This window comes from Erythrobacter epiphyticus (assembly GCF_034653295.1).
In the GTDB taxonomy this organism is placed as follows: domain Bacteria; phylum Pseudomonadota; class Alphaproteobacteria; order Sphingomonadales; family Sphingomonadaceae; genus Erythrobacter.
The window spans coordinates 34236-49463 of the sequence record NZ_JAYEEU010000002.1 but is presented as its reverse complement, the minus strand read 5'-3'; the positions used below and the strand labels follow the sequence as shown (position 1 = coordinate 49463).

At 61.9% G+C, this 15228-nt stretch carries 13 protein-coding genes; 9 read left to right on the top strand and 4 right to left on the bottom strand.

Annotated elements, in window-relative coordinates; translation table 11 throughout:
- Nucleotides 1–4: 4 nt before the first annotated feature.
- On the bottom strand, nucleotides 5–148 hold the full coding sequence (locus SOQ14_RS00730; protein ID WP_322895861.1) for a hypothetical protein: 144 nt from the start codon (nucleotides 146–148) through the stop codon (nucleotides 5–7).
- Here SOQ14_RS00730 and SOQ14_RS00725 point away from each other — a divergent pair.
- The gene (locus SOQ14_RS00725; RefSeq protein ID WP_322895859.1) at nucleotides 142–456 is read left to right on the top strand and encodes a hypothetical protein; all 315 of its coding nucleotides are present in this window, start codon (nucleotides 142–144) and stop codon (nucleotides 454–456) included. The genes SOQ14_RS00730 and SOQ14_RS00725 overlap by 7 nt on opposite strands.
- Nucleotides 457–973: 517 nt before the next feature.
- Here SOQ14_RS00725 and SOQ14_RS00720 read toward each other — a convergent pair.
- Together SOQ14_RS00720 and SOQ14_RS00715 are read right to left on the bottom strand one after the other, a co-directional pair.
- Nucleotides 974–2335: a sensor histidine kinase gene (locus SOQ14_RS00720; protein ID WP_322895856.1), complete on the bottom strand. Its 1362-nt coding sequence runs from the start codon at nucleotides 2333–2335 to the stop codon at nucleotides 974–976.
- Nucleotides 2332–2988: a response regulator gene (locus SOQ14_RS00715; protein ID WP_322895854.1), complete on the bottom strand. Its 657-nt coding sequence runs from the start codon at nucleotides 2986–2988 to the stop codon at nucleotides 2332–2334. The genes SOQ14_RS00720 and SOQ14_RS00715 overlap by 4 nt, the downstream gene beginning before the upstream one ends.
- A gap of 102 nt (nucleotides 2989–3090) precedes the next feature.
- Here SOQ14_RS00715 and SOQ14_RS00710 point away from each other — a divergent pair, with 102 nt between their 5' ends.
- The 8 genes from SOQ14_RS00710 (at nucleotide 3091) to SOQ14_RS00675 (ending at nucleotide 13647) form a co-directional block, all read left to right on the top strand.
- Nucleotides 3091–4164 carry an efflux RND transporter periplasmic adaptor subunit gene (locus tag SOQ14_RS00710; RefSeq protein WP_322895852.1) on the top strand — a complete coding sequence of 358 codons (1074 nt, stop codon included), beginning with the start codon at nucleotides 3091–3093 and terminating at the stop codon, nucleotides 4162–4164.
- A gap of 8 nt (nucleotides 4165–4172) precedes the next feature.
- Nucleotides 4173–7286, top strand: coding sequence for an efflux RND transporter permease subunit (locus SOQ14_RS00705; protein WP_322895850.1), 3114 nt, complete (start codon nucleotides 4173–4175; stop codon nucleotides 7284–7286).
- Nucleotides 7283–8512 (top strand): TolC family protein, encoded by a 1230-nt coding sequence (locus SOQ14_RS00700; protein ID WP_322895848.1) that lies wholly within the window; start codon nucleotides 7283–7285, stop codon nucleotides 8510–8512. Before SOQ14_RS00705 ends, SOQ14_RS00700 begins: the two co-directional genes overlap by 4 nt.
- Nucleotides 8513–8774: 262 nt before the next feature.
- The gene (gene katG, locus SOQ14_RS00695; RefSeq protein ID WP_322895845.1) at nucleotides 8775–11003 is read left to right on the top strand and encodes a catalase/peroxidase HPI; all 2229 of its coding nucleotides are present in this window, start codon (nucleotides 8775–8777) and stop codon (nucleotides 11001–11003) included.
- Between the two features lie 56 nt (nucleotides 11004–11059).
- A complete protein-coding gene (locus tag SOQ14_RS00690; RefSeq protein ID WP_322895843.1) occupies nucleotides 11060–11764 on the top strand; it encodes a VIT1/CCC1 transporter family protein in 705 nt (234 codons plus the stop codon).
- Between the two features lie 25 nt (nucleotides 11765–11789).
- The gene (locus tag SOQ14_RS00685; protein WP_322895841.1) at nucleotides 11790–12344 is read left to right on the top strand and encodes a cytochrome b; all 555 of its coding nucleotides are present in this window, start codon (nucleotides 11790–11792) and stop codon (nucleotides 12342–12344) included.
- Nucleotides 12344–12928 (top strand): hypothetical protein, encoded by a 585-nt coding sequence (locus SOQ14_RS00680; RefSeq protein WP_322895839.1) that lies wholly within the window; start codon nucleotides 12344–12346, stop codon nucleotides 12926–12928. The genes SOQ14_RS00685 and SOQ14_RS00680 overlap by 1 nt, the downstream gene beginning before the upstream one ends.
- Entirely contained in the window at nucleotides 12925–13647 is a 723-nt protein-coding gene (locus SOQ14_RS00675) for a cytochrome c3 family protein (protein ID WP_322895837.1), read from the top strand. Before SOQ14_RS00680 ends, SOQ14_RS00675 begins: the two co-directional genes overlap by 4 nt.
- 248 nt (nucleotides 13648–13895) lie before the next feature.
- Here SOQ14_RS00675 and SOQ14_RS00670 read toward each other — a convergent pair whose 3' ends face one another.
- Nucleotides 13896–14777: a hypothetical protein gene (locus tag SOQ14_RS00670; RefSeq protein ID WP_322895835.1), complete on the bottom strand. Its 882-nt coding sequence runs from the start codon at nucleotides 14775–14777 to the stop codon at nucleotides 13896–13898.
- Nucleotides 14778–15228 lie beyond the last annotated feature (451 nt).

The window sequence follows — 15228 nt, the reverse complement described above, 5'->3', positions numbered from 1 at the left end:
GGGTCTACTCGCCTTCGCGTTTCACCAGTTTCCCTAGCCGATCCTTGAAGCGCTGTTCATCATCGTCGCACTCAAGTTTGCGCGCGGCGTCCGTGAACTTGTCCAGTTGACTCTTGCCTTCTGACTCTGCCTCTTGCGCAGGTGTCATTTCCTAAACTCCCAGATTGCGGGCTGCATAGCTTCTATGCGGATGAGTCCGACGACAAGCAGACCTATGTAATCTCTTGTGTCGCCATACCAACTTTGGGGGCTACCGTCGACCGTGCACCAGTGGTTTGGCACCACTACCACCAAAAGGCGATGGAGTGGCGACGCGATCTTAAAAAGCGCTTCAACATTCCTGTGAACAAGGAGATCAAAGGCTCAAAGCTCGCTAAGGGGCGTAACCAGTATGACGGTGGGCGCGATAGGTTACATGGCGTGAAGGCGGGAGAGGCGCAGGCAGCCCTGACCTGAGCGAGATAAGCCCCTCATCGCACCGGCCTCGATAGCACCCTGCCGGCGATCTGGGCGCGGCATCCCCTGCGCAATGATTCCGCGCTGCCACGCAATAAAAAATGGTTCCTTACTTTATAGTTGCCAAACCCCCTTCGCTGTTCGACCGCTTTTTTTGCCGCTGGTGCGAATCTCTCATATTAATTACTTACGTTGACTGGTTTATTGCGTTCCCGTTTTGGAGGGCTCCGCCTTAGTGTGTTGCCTATCGCAGCACCTTGGCGATCACCTTCGGTTTGAGTAGACGGACGTGCAGCTGAAAGCTGACAAAAGTGCCGATCGGTTTTGATGGCCTGGTCTGGGACTTAGCCGCCTTTCCCATGGGTCATTCCAGATGACTGGTTTTCCCAGAAGCCGACATTTCGATGGTTTGGCCGTAAATGGCGGCTATTCAAAGTCCGCTTCCTGAAATCCGACATAAAGGCTCGGATTCCATGCCGGTCACAACACCGACCCCTCCGTGGATCAGCCATTAAAACTATTCGTTGTTCCCTGCGGTGCTGCGCAAGGTGGCCACCAATCCATCGGATCCATTTTCGAGGAGGAGTTCGACGCCCATCGCATCGCAAAGATCCCGCGCAATTGCGAGACCTAGCCCTGACCCTGCGACAGCAGGATCGAACCGAGCGCCTACCTCAAACGCCCGGTCGATCAGCCCCTCTGGAATGCCCTGCCCATCGTCTTCAATCGTCACCTTGCTCGCACCATTGGGTAAGCGGGCAAAAGTTAGCGTGACCTCCCGCCTTGCCCATTTCCCTGCATTGTCGAGCAGGATCGAGAGCACCTCAGCATAATCGACCGGATCGAGCGGCAGCGAGATCGCCTCACCAGCCCCCGGCTTGAGCGTGAATGTCTTGTCCGGATGAAGCCGCTCCATCGCCCGCAATATCGGTAGGACAACGGCGGGCAGCACGACGCCTCGGCCCGATGGCTTGCTGCCAGCGAACGACCGGGCACGGGCGAGCTGGTATTCGATCTGCTGCTCCATCGCGCTTGCCTGATCGAGCAGCACTGCACCCGCTGTGCGGCTATCATTACGCTCCGCCAGACGTTCGGCCTCATCGGTAATGATCGCCAGCGGCGTGCGTAGCGAATGGGCAAGGTTGCCAGCCTGCACCCGCGCGCGCGCAACCATCGCCTCGTTCTGGTGGATATAGGCGTTAAGGTCAGCCGCCAGAGGGGCAATCTCAGTGGGGTATTGGCCTTCCAGCTCTTCGGCCTCGCCATGACGCAGTCGGGCAAAGGCGAGCGATAACCGGTCGAGCGGCTTCAGTCCGAACGAGATGATCGCAAATCCGGTCGCCAGGAGCAGCGCGGCAAGGGCGGCCAGCCACGCGGTCAGGTCGCGGGTGAAGCTGCCGATCAGACGGTCGAGCTCGCTTTGATCGGTAGCGATGACGAAGTGGATGTCCTCGCCCGCCGGCCCTTTGCGAGTGTAGCCATAGGTTATGGCCGGCCCGGTCGGCCCGCTATCGAGCCGGTGGAGAATCTCGGGTGAATGGGCGATGCTTTCGTCAAGGCGGCCGCGGATCATGGACTGCGAACGCAGCGGTTCGCGTCCGGCAGCGGTGACTTGCCAGTAGAACCCCGAGAGCGGCTCGGCATAGCGGGGATCGGATAGTGAGCGGGTGAGGATTATTGCGCCGTCCGAGGCGATCTCAGTGAGCCCCCCAAGCTCGCGCACATGCACCTCAAGCTCCTCATGATAGGACTGCTCCACATGCTTGGTGAAGATGCCGATGGCCGAAAACCAGATCGCCGCAATACCAAGCATCACCCACAGGCTCACCGCCAGCAAAAAGCGCAGCCGTAGGCTGCCGGGGACGGGCAGACGCATCATTTGGCGAACCTGTAGCCTAGCCCACGTAGCGTGGTGATACGCTCGCGCCCGATCTTGCGACGCAGACGGCCGATGAGCACCTCGACCGTGTTTGGTTCGCGCTCGTCGTCAAGCGCATAGAGATCATCGAGAATATCGGCCTGCGACAGGACTTGTCCGGCGCGGCGCAGGAACAGGTGCAGCAGGCGGAACTCCTGTTTGCTCAGCAACAACGGCGAGCCAGCAAGGGTGGCAGTGCGCGCGAGCGGATCGAGCGTCAGGTCAGCTGCGGTGATCGTGGTGGCGCGGGTACCCTGCTGGCGCCGGAATAGGGCGTTGAGACGCGCGAGCAGCTCCTCGAAGCGCACCGGCTTGACCACGAAATCGTCGGCGCCCGCATTCAGCCCCTCGACCTTGTCCTGCCAGCTGCCGCGCGCGGTGAGGATCAGGATCGGGGTTTCGAGCCGCTGGTCGCGCCAGTGCCGCAGCAGATCGAGCCCGCTGCCATCGGGCAGGCCCAGATCGAGGATCACCGCTGCCATCCGGGCAACGTCTGGCCAATCCTCGGCCTCCGAGCGGCTGGTAGCGAGCTCGACCGCGAAATCGGCGGCGCGCAGGCGCTCGCTCAGACGGCGGCCGAGTTCGGGATCATCTTCAACAACGAGGAGGCGCATGGCGTGCCGGTCCCTTTCCGCCGCCGGTAATGACGCGTCAAACTGACAAGAAGCTGCCAGACTGGCAAGTTCCTGTCAGCTTCGCGGGGCAAAGGGGCGCTCATGACACCGCACCTCATCGTCCGCCTTGCCCCATTGGCCGTACTTGCCGCCATGCCCGCCTGCTCCTCCCCCCCTTCCGAGCAGGCCGGCAATCCGGCCAGTCAAGCCGATACAGCCGCAGGGTTGGCGATCGAGTCCGTGGCTGCAAGGGAGGTCGATAACGTCCCCCTCGGCAGCGTGCCCGGAACCATCAGCCTCCCCCCCGAGGCCCGGGTCGCGGTCACCGCGCCATTTTCTGGCGCAGTGGTGCGGGTCTATGTGATCGAAGGCCAACAGGTGGCGCGTGGCGAGGCACTCGGGCTTATGCGCGCGGCTGAGCCGGTTCAGATCGGCGGTGATCTGGCGCGTGCCCGTTCCGCCGCCGCACTCGCCGAGGCCCGGGCCAAACGGCTTGGGCAGCTCGCCGACGAAGGCGTCATCGCCCAGGCACGCGCCGACGAGGCTAAGGCCGAATGGGATCAGGCCCGCGCCAGTGTGACGCAGTTTTCGAAAATGGCGTCACTTGGCGGCGTTGGTGCTGACGGAACCATGACCTTGCGTTCGCCGATTGCGGGGCGTGTGGCTCAGGTCGCCGTCGAGACTGGCGGCGGAGTCGACACTGTCACCGCGCCCTTCGTGGTCGAGGCGGCGGGTGCCTACCAGATCGAACTGCAACTGCCAGAACGGCTCGCGCAAACTGTCCGGCCCGGCATGGCGGTCGAGATCGCGCTGGGCGGCGAAGGGGTAGCGCCAGTCGGCGGCAAGATCATCGCGGTCGCACCCTCGCTCGATCCCGCCACACGTTCTGTCATGGCCCGCGCTAGCATCGGCGGGGCACCCGGCGTAATCGCTGGACGCAATGTCACCGTCACCATCCTCGGGAACGGGCGCGGCATCGCCGTGCCTGACCGCGCTGTCACCCGCATCGGTGACAAGGATCATGTGTTCGTCCGGAAGGGCAAGAACTGGGAGCCGCGCGCAGTAACGGTCGCTTCGCGCGGCGGAGGGCTGGCGGTGATCTCCGCTGGCCTTGCCGCAGGAGAGGTGGTCGCCGGCAGCAGCGTCGCCGAACTCAAAGCGATGAACGCGGAGTAGGCCCCGCCATGCTCAACACACTCGTCGAACGCGCGCTCAATCTGCGCCTTGCCGTCATCGGCCTTGCAGTCCTGCTGGCGGGACTGGGGGCATGGTCATTCCTTAATCTGCCAATCGACGCCTTCCCGGATATTAGCACCACGCAGGTCAAGATCATCCTCAAGGCCCCTGGTATGACGCCGGAGGAGGTCGAGAGCCGGGTCGTCACCCCCATCGAAATGGAGATGCTCGGCATCCCCGATCAGGCCACGCTGCGATCGGTCGCCAAATACGCGATTGCCGACATCACCATCGACTTCACCGACAGCACCGACATTTACTGGGCGCGTCAGCAGGTGGGCGAGCGGTTGAATGTCGTGATGGCCGATCTGCCGCCGGGCGTCGAAGGCGGCCTCGCGCCGATCTCCACGCCCTTGTCCGAGATGTTCATGTTCACCCTCGAAGGACCGCAGACGCTGGCCGAAAAGCGCAGGGTGCTCGCCTGGACGATTCGCCCGGCCCTGCGCACGGTGCCGGGGGTTGCCGATGTCAATTCGCTGGGCGGCTATGCCGAAACTTTCGAGGTCGCGCCCGACAGCGCGGCACTGGCGGCCGCCGGGCTCAGCACCGCCGATCTTGCCGCCGCTATCGAAGCGAGCAACCGCAATGATGGCGCAGGCCGTCTGCGCAGCGGCGAGGAAGCCCTGATCGTTCGGGCGACCGGCGCGATCCGCAGCCTTGATGATTTGGCGGCGGTGGTCGTTCGCACATCGGGCGGTGCGGTGGTGCGGGTGGGCGATGTGGCGCAGGTGCGCACCGGCAGCCTGACGCGTTACGGCGCGGTCAGCAAGAACGGCACCGGCGAAGCGGTCGAGGGGTTGGTGATCGGCTTGCGCGGTGCGGATGCGGCCAAGGTGGTCGAAGGCGTCAAAACGCGGCTCGACGAGATCCGCCCCAGCCTTCCGCCCGGTATGAGCGTGAAGGTATTCTACGACCGCTCCGATCTCATCACCCGCGCGGTCGGCACGGTGGAATCCGCGCTGCTTGAAGCAACCGTGCTGGTGGTCATCCTGCTGCTGCTATTCCTCGGCGATGTGCGCGCTTCGGTGATCGTCGCGCTCGCCTTGCCGATGGCGGTGCTGCTGACCTTCATCTTCATGCGCGCGATTGGCCTCACCGCCAATCTGATGAGCCTTGGCGGGCTTGCGATTGCCGTCGGCATTCTGGTCGATGGCGCGGTCGTGGTCGTCGAGAATGTCGTCGAGCGGCTGTCCGATCCCAAGCACGCATCCTCAAGCAAGCTCCACAATGTCTTCTTGGCCGCTGCCGAAGTCGCCAAGCCCGTCACCTCCGGCCTTGCAATCATCGCCATCGTCTTCCTGCCGCTGCTCACGCTGGAAGGGCTGGAGGGCAAGCTGTTTGGCCCCGTTGCTCTGACCATCGTGCTGTCGCTCGCCTCAGCGCTGGTGCTGTCGCTGACGCTGGTGCCGGTGCTGGCCTTCTACCTGCTCAAGGTGAAGGTCGACACGGATGGGCACCATCACGAACCCTGGCTGATGCGCCAGATCAGCCCCCGCTATCATGCGCTGCTGGAAGGTGCCTTCGCCCGTAAGGCCCGCGTGTTCACGGTCGCGGGGATCGGTTTGGTGCTGGCTGGCGCTGCCTACACGATGACGGGCAAGACCTTCCTGCCGGTGATGGATGAAGGGTCGGTGATTGTGCAGCTTACCAAGCTGCCGTCCATTGCGCTCGACCACTCGGTTGAAGGTGACCTCAAGGTCCAGCGAGCAATCATGAAGCAGGTGCCCGAGGTCGAGGCGGTGATCGCCCGCGTCGGATCGGACGAGCTGGGTCTCGATCCGATGAGCCCGAACGAGACCGACAGCTTCCTCCAGCTGCGCCCACGCGAAGAATGGCGCGTATCCGACAAGGAGTGGCTGGTCGATGAGCTGCGCAAGGTCATGGGGCAATTCCCCGGAATCGAGCCGACCTTCACCCAGCCCATCGAAATGCGCACCGCAGAAATGCTGACCGGCGCGCGCGGCGATCTGGCGATCAAGCTGTTCGGCCCCGATGCTGCCGAACTCTCGCGGCTCGCAGGGGCAATCCAGACCCGGCTTGAGGGGATTGACGGCACCAGCGAGGCGATGACGGTCGCCAATGACCGGGTCGATTACCTGCTGGTCGATATCGACCGGGTGGCCGCAGGCAGGGTCGGGATGCCGGTTTCGGAATTGCAGGATATGATGCGGGCGCAGGTGGAAGGCGTGCGTGCCGGAATGGTGGCGGACGGCGTGCGCCGGGTGCCGATTGTGCTGCGCGGCGAAGGTGGCGGGGGTAACCTTGATGTCCAGCAATTTGCCGATCTCGTCTATCGCTCCCCCACCGGACAATTGGTGCGCGCCAGCGACGTCGCTTCGGTCGTGCGGTCTGAAGGGCCGGTGAAACTGGAGCACGAGAACGGCTCGCGATTTGCGATGGTGCAGGCCTTTGTCACCGGGCGAGACATCGTCAGCTATGTCGATGATGCCAAGGCTGATATCGCCGCCAATGTCCCGCTGCCACAGGGCTACCGGCTCGAATGGGGCGGACAGTTCGAAAACCAGCAGCGCGCTTCGGCCCGGCTGCTGATCGTGCTGCCGGTGGCAATCGCCCTGATCTTTGCGGTGCTTTATCTCAGCCTCGGGTCGGTGCGCGCTTCGCTGCTGATCCTCACCAACATTCCATTTGCCGCCGTGGGCGGGATGATCGCGCTGGCGCTGTCGGGCGAGTATCTCTCGGTTCCTGCTTCGGTCGGCTTCATCGCGCTGCTCGGCATTGCGGTGCTCAACGGTCTGGTGATGGTGACTTATTTCCGCCAGCTACGCGAAACCGGAATGTCCCTCGCGCATGCCGTGCGGCGCGGGGCCGAACGCCGGCTGCGGCCGGTACTGATGACCGCCAGCATTGCGGCCTTCGGGCTGGTGCCGCTGCTGTTTGCAACCGGGCCCGGGTCGGAAATCCAGAAGCCGCTGGCCATCGTTGTGATCGGCGGGCTGGTGACGGCAACTCTGCTGACGCTGGTGCTGCTGCCGATCCTTTACGAACGCTTCGGCGAAGGGCCGCAGGACCGTGCGGACGAACTGCCGGAGGCTTCGGCATGATCCGCACTGCTCTCCTGATCGCCCCGCTTTCTTGCCTGCTCGCCGCTCCGCTTGCGGCAGAACCGGGCCTTCCCCCGGTGGAATCGGTTCAGCGCGCGCTGGACGAACACCCCAGTGTCATGGCTGCCCATGCCCGGCTCGAAGCCGCAAAGGCGCGGGCTGATGCCTTACGCAAAGGCTCTGCCGAGTTCACCGTGCAAGGCAGCTACACCCGCCGGGATGTCAATGGTGGCAACCAGTTCAATGAATATGACGCGCAGCTCAGCCGCCCGGTCCGCCTGCCTGGCAAGGCTCGGATCGACCGTGATATCGGGCTCTACGGAACCGACGTTGCAGCAAACGTGGCCGAGGATGCCAAGCACGAAGCCGCGCTGCTGCTTGCCGCCTATTGGTTCGATTGGCTGTCGGCTTCGGCGCAGGCGAACATCGATCAGGCCGCGGTGAGCAATTACGAAGCGGCGGTGGCTGCGGTGATACGGCGACGCAGCTTGCGCGATGCCTCGCAGCTTGATGTTGATCGCGCAGAGGCTGCGCTGGCGGATGCGCGGCGATCGCTGGCGCAGTCATCGGGCCTTGCGACGCTTGCACGCACGCGGCTCGAAGCGCAGTTTCCGGCCTTGGCCTTGCCAGTCGACGCGCCCGAAGTCCCACGGCCTGACATGGTAGATGCGCGCCTGTCGCAGCTCGGCGATCTGGTGGTGCTCAATAGTCACATGATCGCTGCGGCCGAGGCCGAAAGTGCTCGAACGACCGCAATGGCCAGCCGCGCACAAGCTGATCGCATCGCCGACCCTACTGTGGGCCTCAGAGTGTTTTCCGAGTTTGGCGGGCTTGAACGCGGTGCCGGCGTGGTGATCAGCATGCCGCTGGGCGGGGGGTATCGCCGAGCTCTTGCCAGCGAAGCCAGCGCCGGCGCTTCTGCCGCAAGGGCGCAGGAACAACTCGCGCGCTTTGACGTGTCCGAAACCGCCGAGGCGGACGTGACCGAAGCCCGTTTCCGGATCATCACCTGGCAGCGCGGGCGCGAAAGCGTGGAAGCCCAGATGGCCGCGCTCGAGAAGCTGCGGCGCGGGCATCAACTGGGCGAAATCGACCTCGCCGATCTGCTGTTGGGCGAGCAGATGGTCCACGCCGCATTCAGGATCGAAGGTGAAGCCCGCGCCGAAGCGATGCGCGCCATCGCCAAGCTGCGGATCGATGCCCATGACCTGTGGCTCGGGGATTGAACGGCATGAAATCCTTGGCATCATTCCGGCGCCATTTGGGCATTCTGCCCCGAGCATCGTGCCGCAGAATTGGTGGCAGGGCGTCATTCTCAGTAGATTCCGGCCCTGCACCTTGCGCACGCCAATCCCTATTCGCGCAGCGGAAAGACCGGTTGGTTGGCTTGCGCGGAGCAGGCTTCGCCCGCGCGCGCGCGCTCGCACCCGCCGGTCATCAGCGGTCAAATGATTGATGCTTCCAATTCACTCAGAGGAAATCGGGCTCATGCAAAAACATACGATCAAACTCGCCGCAATCCTGTCGGTCGCCTTGGCCCCGCTGGCAATGTCCGCGCCGGTCCAAGCGCAGACAGAAGCGCCTGCAAAGCCCATGACCAACAAGGATTGGTGGCCAGACCGGCTCGACCTGTCGCCCCTGCGTCAGGAAGCGCCGCAATCGAACCCGCTGGGTGAAGATTTTGATTACGCCAAAGAATTCAACACGCTAGATCTGGATGCGGTGAAGGCGGATATCGCCAAGGTTCTCACGACGTCGCAGCCGTGGTGGCCTGCTGACTATGGCAATTACGGCCCGTTCTTCATTCGCATGGCGTGGCATAGCGCCGGCACTTATCGTGTCGCCGATGGTCGCGGCGGGGCAGGCGGCGGGCAGCAGCGGTTCGAACCGCTCAACAGTTGGCCCGACAATGTCAGCCTCGACAAGGCGCGCCGCCTCGTGTGGCCGATCAAGCAGAAATATGGGCGCAAGCTTTCGTGGGCCGATCTGATCGAGCTCAGCGGCACGGTCGCTTTGGAGCAAATGGGGTTCAAGACAATCGGCTTTGCCGGTGGGCGGACCGACGATTGGGAGCCGGACACAGTCTATTGGGGATCGCAAAACCAAATGCTCGCCGACCTGCGCAAGGGCGGCGACAAGACATTGGAGCATCCGCTGGCGGCGGTGCAGATGGGCCTGATCTACGTCAATCCCGAGGGGCCGAATGGCAATCCTGATCCCCTGGCAGCGGCCAAAGATACACGGGATACCTTCGCGCGCATGGCGATGGATGACGAGGAGACCGTCGCTTTGATCGCCGGCGGCCATACCTTCGGCAAGGCGCACGGCGCACATCCACCGAAGGACTGTGTTGGCCGCGAACCGACGGCCGCGCCGATCGAGCAGCAGGGCCTCGGCTGGACAAACACCTGCGGCAAGGGCAGTGCCGAGGATACCGTCAGCAGCGGGCTGGAAGGCGCGTGGACATCTAATCCCATCGCCTTCACCAGCCAATATCTCGACAATCTGTTCCGCTTTGACTGGGTAAAGACCAAAAGCCCGGCTGGCGCGATCCAATGGATACCCAGCGATCCCAACGCGGGCAGTCTGGTTCCGGACGCGCATGTTGCAGGCGTGACCCACGCGCCGATCATGTTCACGACCGATATCTCGCTGAAGGAAGACCCGGTTTACCGGGAGATCGCCTTGCGCTTCCAGAAGGATCCGCAGCTGTTCGCCGATGCCTTTGCGCGGGCGTGGTTCAAGCTGACCCATCGCGACATGGGGCCAAGTTCGCGCTATCTTGGCAAAGATGTGCCCAAGCAGGAATTCCTGTGGCAGGATCCTCTGCCAAAAGTGGATTACGCAAGCATCGACCAGCGCGATATCAGCGTGCTGAAGGGCACAATCATGTCATCCGGCCTGACTGTCCCGCAGCTCGTGCGGACCGCTTGGGCATCTGCGGCCAGTTACCGCGAGACGGACGGGCGCGGCGGCGCCAATGGCGCGCGGCTCAGGCTCGAACCGCAGGTCAACTGGCTGGCGAACAATCCTTCGGAATTACGCCGTGTTTTGAAGACGCTGGAGGGCATCCAGTCGGATTTCAACCGCTCGCACAAGGGCGGCAGACAGGTCTCACTGGCTGATCTCATCGTGCTGGGCGGCGGCGCTGCGATCGAACAGGCGGCCAAGCAAGCCGGATCGAGTGTGGTGGTGCCATTCACCCCGGGGCGCGTCGATGCAGCCCAATCGCAGACCGATGCAGCCTCTTTCGCGTCGCTGGAGCCGAAGGCGGATGGGTTCCGCAATTACTACGCCGCCGACAGCCGCCTTTCGCCCGCCGAAATGCTGGTGGAACGGGCCGACCTGCTGGACCTTACCGTTCCGCAAATGACCGTTCTGGTGGGCGGAATGCGGGCCCTGAATGCCAATACCGGCGGTTCTGCCAACGGCGTCTTCACAGCGCGGCCGGGCGTCCTGACGAACGACTTCTTCGTCAACCTGCTCGACATGTCGACCGTGTGGTCGAAGTCGGCCGAAACCGATGGCCTGTACGAAGGGCGTAACCGGGCAACCAATGCGCTGCAATGGACGGCGACGCCGGTTGATCTGGCGTTTGGGTCAAACTCCGAATTGCGCGCCGTTGCCGAAGTCTATGCCTCAGATGATGGCAGGGACAAATTCACCAGTGATTTCGTCGCTGCATGGGTCGCGGTGATGAACCGCGATCGCCGGTGAGGCCGCGGCCTTGAGGCAAACCCGTCCGGGCGTTTAGGCAAAGGAGCACCAAGGCAATGGCATCAGCAAGCCCGCATCCCGATGATCCGCACTATGTCCACCGCACGGGCTGGCTCAGAGCGGCAGTGCTTGGGGCGAATGACGGGATCGTCTCGGTCTCCTCGCTGATCCTGGGTGTGGCGGCGGCCACGCCCGATCAGGCTGCCATCCTTGTGGCTGGCGTCGCTGGCCTGGTGGCGGGCGCGATGTCGATGGCGGCGGGCGAGTATATCTCGGTGTCATCCCAGCGCGATTCCGAGCAGGCCGATATCAGCCGCGAACAGCAGGCATTGGCCGACACCCCTGAGCAAGAGCTGGAAGAACTCGCAGCGATCTACAAGTCACGCGGCCTCAGCGCCGAGACGGCTGCGATCGTGGCGAGAGAACTGTCTTCACTCGATCCGCTCGCGGCTCATGTTCGCGATGAATTGGGCCTGTCCGATCACCTTGCCGCCCGGCCGCTACAAGCCGCGCTGGCATCAGGGGCGACGTTCAGCGTGGCAGCAGCGGTTCCCGTTCTGGCCGCATATCTGGCCCCGCCCTCGGCCGTGATCCTTGCAGTGGTTATCACGTCGGTTGTCTCGCTCGCGATCCTGGGCGCGCTGGGTGCCAAGGCCGGTGCTGCGCCACTGGTGCCGGCGGTGCTGCGCGTAATGGGCTGGGGCATCTTTGCGATGGCTATCACAGCGGCGGTAGGCTGGTTGTTCGGGGTCAGCGTCTGATGGGTTTTCCTTCAAGGAGGTGATTATGACTGAAAACATTACCCGGCAGCGTTACGCGCCTATCTCGATTGTCCTGCATTGGGCGATGCTGTTGCTCATTACGGGCGCTTACGCATGCATTCTGCTGCGCGAAAACTTCGAGCGCGGCAGCGACCTGCGTGAAGGGCTGAAGACCTGGCACTTCATGCTCGGGCTGACCATCCTTTTCCTTGTCATTATCCGGATTGCCGCGCGGTTTCTGACAGCAAAGCCGCCGATTACGCCGCAGCCGTCAGCCTGGCAGATGCACCTGTCGAAGGGTGTGCATTGGGGGCTTTATGCGTTCATGCTGGTCATGCCGCTGCTGGGCTGGACCATTCTGAGCGCAGAGGGGAAGATTATTCCGTTCTACGGACTGGAGCTATTCCCTCTGCTGGCGGAGGACAAGGCTTTGGCGGACCAGGTTCAGGAGGTGCATGAAACCATCGGCACCATCGGTTATTACCTGATCGGTCTGCACGCCGCAGCGGCGCTGGTGCACCACTATTTCTTCAAGGATGATACGCTGAAACGCATGCTTCCGGGCTTCCGCCGGGCCTGATGGCTACGCTGCCCAGCCTCTGGGGGCGGCAGGTCCTGCCGTTCTATGGCGCGCTGCTGGCGCTGGTCGGTCTGGCGCTGCTGATGGATGTTGTGCTGCACCTTGCTGATGCGGTCTGGATCGGGCGCTATTTGGGCATACCGGGAACCCTGCTGATCCTCGCCTCCGCGCGCTATTCGCTGCGCAAGCGCAAGATTATCGCGTCTGGCAAGCCGGGCAAGCTGCTGATCGAACATGAACGGCTTACGTGGCTGGGATCATTGCTGGTGCTGGTTCATGCCGGCATCCATTTCAACGCCTGGCTCGGCTGGCTTGCGCTGGGCGCCATGTGCATCAATGTCGCCAGCGGATTGACGGGCAAATATCTGCTGGGCCGGGTGCAAAAGCGTAATGCGGCGAAACGCAAGGCGCTGACCGAAGCGGGGATGGCAGATGACGAAATTGCCGAGCGGGTCCACTTCGACACGTTGACCTTCAACGCCATAAAGCAATGGCGCGTGGTCCATGTGCCCATCACGCTGGCCTTTGGCGTGCTCGCGCTGGCCCACATCATTTCGATATTCCTGTTCTGGGGCTGGAAATGAAGCAGCGCCTGCTCCTGGGCGGGGTGCTGACCCTTTTGCTGGCAGTGATCGCCACGCTTTTCCTCTATCCGCACCAAATGATCGCGCCGGGCGCGTTGATGCCGGCGCATGCCAAGCTGGAGCAGAATTGCTTTGCCTGTCATGCGCCCTTGCAGGGTGTGTCATCCGATCGGTGCATCGCCTGCCACAAACCGTCGCAGATCGGGCTGACGACGACGACCGGGCAGCCCGTTCGCAGGCCCTTCGGGACGCCGGTGTTCCATGCTGAGTTACGTGAAGCGAATTGCACGGCCTGCCATACCGACCATGCCAAAGTGCCAATGACACGCGGCAGGCCAGCGCGTTTTGATCATGCCCTGCTCAAACCCGGCATCGCGGGCCAATGCGCCAGTTGCCATTCCAAGCCCAAGGACAAGCTGCACCAGTCCGTCACCACCGGCTGCACCCAGTGTCATTCGACCAAGGCATGGACGCCAGCCACTTTCGTCCATGACCGATATTTCAGGCTGGACGGCCCCCACAAGGTTGCCTGCGCCACCTGCCACACTGGTGGCCAGTTCGCATCCTACACATGCTACGGCTGCCACGAGCATCAGGAGCAACAGCTCATCCGTGAACATGCCGAAGAGGGCATCCGCAACATCACCAATTGTGTCCGATGCCACAAGAGCAGCGACGAAGATCAAGCTGGACGCGGTGCCGGCCAACAGGATGACTGACAGGCTGAACGCCTCGTGCGATCCTGAAAGCGGCATGGCGGCTAATCATAGAACAAGACGTTCAATTTTGCAGACGTGGGCGACCGGTTCTGGGTCGGCAGCTGCCACCTTCTTAGATGGCGGCTTTGCCGGGCTTCTGAAAAAATCCTGCCGTTCAGGAACCGACCCATTGAGGACATTTGGAGCCCTTGGCATTTTTCCGAAACCGGGCGGAGACTGTTCTGCGCCAATGCTTCAAGTGAGCGGGCTCATGATCCGGCCAAACGAAAATATTTTTCTGGAGCCAAGCATGCCTTGTTGCCCTGCGTGTCCCTGTTCAGCCTCTCGTTTATGACACTTGGTCGATATTCGAGACTGCCGGTCACTGGCGAGATCCCCAAGGCATTGGCCAAGTCTTCGGAGAAGAATACTGCGTATTCTAGGTCTGGCTCACGCTCGGGATCGCAATCCTCTGAAGCGAGATCACTCAGCTCCATTTCGCCGAAACCATGGATCACTACAGGATCGACGCCTGCTGCAATGAGCAGTTTATCCTGCTTTTGAATGTATAACTCCGCCCGCTCTACCCATTCCTTCCTCTCCAAATCGGGATTCTCGATATACTTCCCCTCAGGGCTACTAAGAAGACTATCAAATACCTCTGCAAATTCTTGAGGAGTATCTTTTGTCAATCCTCCATGGAAAAGGAGAATTGTTTTCCCAAGTGAATGACGCTGACGAACGCCCGCATAAATGTAATTCGCACAAGCTGACGCACATACGTCGTAAACATAAACCTCGGCCTCTCTTTCCTGAAGCGCTGATGCAATATCAATCGCGGGAAAGGCGTTTCCACCGCCTGACCGAATGACGACGACTGGTTCGGTGTGAGAGGGGACTGTCCTTAACCAAGCAAAGACCTGTTCCTGCAACTCTTCATCTATGTCTCCGCTGATGCAGGCGCCAGACCCCTTGGCCAAAAAACCATCCCGACTCTCGGTTTCATCCAAGGCAGACTGGCTCTCCATCCATTCCTTGCATTGCGCGACGATATCCGGTCGTGAGGAATTTCCTTCATGTACCGATGCCACGCCACCGCAAGCGGCCAACGTCACCACAATTGAAGCTTGCAGGCCAAAACATCGCAACATGGGTTCGAAGCCTCTCGAAACAAACGCTCAGACGCTTGCGGCTGCTTTAACCGCTTTGCGCCATCCATGGATCGATTTTGCCAGTGTTCTCAGACGTCTTTCAAGGTTTTTCGGCAAGTGGTCGCCATTCAACAACCCACCCAGCGCAGGTCATGAGCGGGGTCGATGCGCGATCCCGGAGCCTGCCTGGCAGGTTCAACGAGTTATTCGCCAGCAGCGGAAATTCTGGAACTGACCCCGTAGAAGTCGTTGACGGAAGATAGTATTTCAAACGCCTGAACCGAAAGCGGAGGCAAGCACTTTGAATCTCTTCTATGCACTCGGCGCGATCTTTGTGATCGTTGGCATCGCGTTATCCTTGGCCAAGTGGTTCCTTGGATACGAGGATATTGGCTCTTGGCCCCTGGCAGCATTCGTGCCCGGATTGCTCCTGAACTGGTTAGGCCGACGC